Genomic DNA, 3,411 nt, shown 5'->3' on the forward strand with positions numbered 1-3,411 from the left:
GGCTGTCGCGGGGCGTGGTGGGCGCGCGCCGCGCCCCCGCGGGGGGCGCCCCCCCCCTTCCCGGTGCTGCCGTGGATCAGCCGTTGGCCGCCGTGACGTGCACGGTGGCGTACGAGTTGTCCTTGGCGGCCCGGACGATGGTGATGCTGACGCCGTAGGCGACGCCCGCGTCACCGGGGTTGCCGGTGCCCAGGATGGTGTATCCGAGGTTCATGCCGTAGAGGCCGGTCGCCGGGGACCCGTCGGGGTTGACGACCCGGGTGGTGTACGGCGCGTTGCCCAGCGACGGGATGACCACGGAGGCGTCCCGGTGCCGGTAGTACAGGCCGCCGTTGCGGAACTCGATACCCGGCACCCAGCCCTTGCTGTCGGTGAAGGTGGACACCGCCGGCAGCGGACCGAAGTCCGTGCAGTGCTCGCTGAAGAACTCGTTCGTCGCCTCCAGGCACTCCCGGAACGGGTAGGTCGGCTGCAGCGTGAACGCGGCGTTCGACGACTGCGGGCGGCCCGGCAGGTTCTTCAGAGTGCTCGGGTCCTTCGCGGCCGCCGTGCCGGTGCGGCGCAGCGGGTCGAAGTGCGAGTCCACGATCAGCAGGCCGCCCTTGGCGCCGAGGCTCGGCAGCGCGGTCTGGTTAGCCGCGTTGGCGACGTGGTTGGTGTTGCCGAACGTGGTGTCGCGGTACCACACCAGCATGCCGGGCGCGTTGTACTTGACCTTCTCGACCTTCCAGGCGCCCTCGCGCAGGTACGAGGTGTCGTACGCGTACTTCAGGCCGTTGTCGAAGCCGTCGAAGTTGCGCCACTCGGCCAGATAGTAGTGCGCCCGCACCGAGGTGCCGGAGTCGATCCGCCAGCCGGGGCCGGTGGTGTCGACCCAGGTGCCGCCGGTCGCGGTCCAGCCGTTGGCGCCGCTCTCGACGTCGTCGCTCCAGGTGGTGGCGCCGCCGCCGGTGACCGAGAAGTCGTCGGCGAACCAGCCGCGCTCCTGGAACGCGGCGTCGGTGGCCTGGCGCAGCCGCAGCTGCACCGTCTGGCCCGCGTACGCGCTCAGGTCGACGTAGTCGTGGCGCCAGCCGTGGCTGTCACCGGTGAGGCCGTAGCGGTTGTCGAACTGGGCCATGTTCTTGTTCGGGTCGGCGTAGCCGTCGTCGGTGCTGACCAGGTTGCCGGCCGCGTCGTAGATCTTGAGGTCGGTCCAGGTGGCGCCGTTGTCGGTCGAGACCTCGACGAAGCCGTAGTCCCAGTCTTCCTCGATGACGTAGTTGTTCCACATCCAGAACTTCGCGTCGGCCGCGTTCGGCACGGCGACCTCACGAGCGATCTTGATGTCGCCCCAGTCCTGGTCGGCGCCGGTGTACCACATGTTGCCGCCGCTGTGCGGGGCCGCCAGGGTGATGGTCTTGGCCGGCAGGTCGATCTTGATGCCGTCCTTGGTACCCCGCGGCGTGCGCGAGGTCTGGCCCAGCTGCACGTCGCGCGCGTCGGCACCGGGGCTCATCACCAGCGGGTCGGCCCAGCCGAGCACCCACTTGTCCCACAGGCCCATGTGGGTCGGCATCGACTGGAAGACCGGGCCCGAGTGCGAGCCCGAGGACATCAGGTCCCAGAAGTCGACGGCGGACTCGCCGCCGCTGCCGGTGTCGTACAGGTCCGGCAGACCGAGGTCGTGGCCGTACTCGTGGGCGAACACGCCCACGCCGGAGTCCTCCGGCTGCACGATGTAGTTCGAGATCTTCAGGTCGGTGCCCGGGATGAGGTGACCGCCGGTGACCGCCGAGGAGTGCGCCCAGATGGCGTACGTGCCCTCCGCGCCGCCGCCGCCGGACTTGTCCTCACCGGCGTGCACCAGCACCAGGTGGTCGATCACGCCGTCCGGCTCGTAGAAGTTGCCGTCGCCGTCGCGGTCGCCCTGGTCCTCGATGTCGTAGTCGGCCCACGGGAAGTCCGGGTCGGTCGCGGCGAGCGCGTTGACCGCGTCCACGGCCATCTGCTGGGCGCCGCGCTCGTTGTCCGGGTGGCCGTTCATGTTCTGCGGCTCCGGAGCCTCCCACACGCCGGGAGAGGTCTCAGAGCACACGCTCGCGGCGTACCAGCCCTCGGAGTGCGGCAGGGTGATCCACGGGGTCGCCTGGCCCTCGACGGTGTAGGCGCCCTTCGACATCTCCAGGTACATGTTGCGCATCGTCAGGCCGGAGATGTCGATGCCGGGCTTGCCGTCCGGGCCGGTGAGGTCCGGGCGGACGCGCTCGGTGATGCCCTCCGCGCTGTAGAGCAGCTTGTTGAAGTGCTCCTGGTTGAAGTCCGCGACCCACATCGAGTTGTTGTCCGCGTGGCCCAGCGTCGCCGGGTTCGGGATCGTGTTGTTGGTGGGGCCGTTCTGGACGGTGCCGGGCACGCACTTGCGCGACTCGTTGACGGTCTCGGGCACCATGACGTCGGTGAAGTCGTCGTTGGCCGAGGTGTTGTACTGGACCAGCATCGTCAGCAGCCGGGCGACCTGGGTCGTGGGTGCCTTCTTCAGCTGCCGCGGGTTCTTGCCCGTCTTGATCGACTTGTGCTCCAGCTTGGCGAGCTGGGTGGCCGTCAGCGGGTTGCCCCGGGCGTGCTTGCGGTCGAACGCGTGCGCCTGCTCGGCCGGGCTGCCGTAGAGGCCGCCCTTGCCCTTGACCTCTTTGCCGTGGGTGTCCGGCTGGACCGCGGGCTCGGCGTAGTTGATGTAGAACTCGCTGGGGCTGATGGTCGCGGTCGGCGCGGCCACGGCGTTGGCCGTTCCCGGGCCGTACAGCCCGGCCGCGGCCAGCGCCAGCACGGGAAGGCCGGCGAGTAGCCGACGCTTTCTCCGCGCATGGATGGCGTGCTTCATGTCACTCCACTCCTCGGGGTGTCCATTGCGGGCAGGGGGCGCCGCAACGGTGAAAGCAGGTGAAGACGGAGGCATGGGAGCCTGCCCTCCCATGCCGGTGCGGCTTCACGCGGCTGTCGGAGGAGTTGGCTCACGTGAAGCAAGCACTTCACAATCGCAAATGAAGTGATTGTTTAGGCATGGCCCGGACATGGGAGGAATCGGTGGGCCCTACGGGGGTGGGCCAGTGCCACGCAGCAGTCGCGGTTACCCGGCAAAGGGTCATACGAACGGACGAAGGCGCGCAGGCCAGGGCCATCCCCGCGGCGGGCGCCGGAGTCGTCACGCGCGGCGGGCCGCCCTCGCCCGCCGCCGGCACATTGCAGATATCTGCAACCGGCGTCGTGGATCTTGGCTAAAGCCGCGCCGCCTTCTAGCTTCTACCGCAGAGCCAGCGCGGCGACATGGCGCACGTGCGTGGCGGAGCGGGCCGGCGACGGCCTTGCGCCGTTACGGGGGACCGCGTGCCCGTGGCGTGGAAAGGGGCGGCGGCCGGTGTCACACCGGCC

General features: G+C 69.5%; 1 protein-coding gene. It reads right to left on the reverse strand.

Going from position 1 to position 3,411, the window contains the following annotated elements; translation table 11 throughout:
• Positions 1–76: 76 nt before the first annotated feature.
• Positions 77–2,863 carry an immune inhibitor A domain-containing protein gene (locus AB0J67_RS40030; RefSeq protein WP_363490872.1) on the reverse strand — a complete coding sequence of 929 codons (2,787 nt, stop codon included), beginning with the start codon at positions 2,861–2,863 and terminating at the stop codon, positions 77–79.
• Positions 2,864–3,411 lie beyond the last annotated feature (548 nt).

Origin of the sequence: Catellatospora sp. NPDC049609, assembly GCF_040675365.1 — a bacterium.
Lineage (GTDB): Bacteria > Actinomycetota > Actinomycetes > Mycobacteriales > Micromonosporaceae > Catellatospora.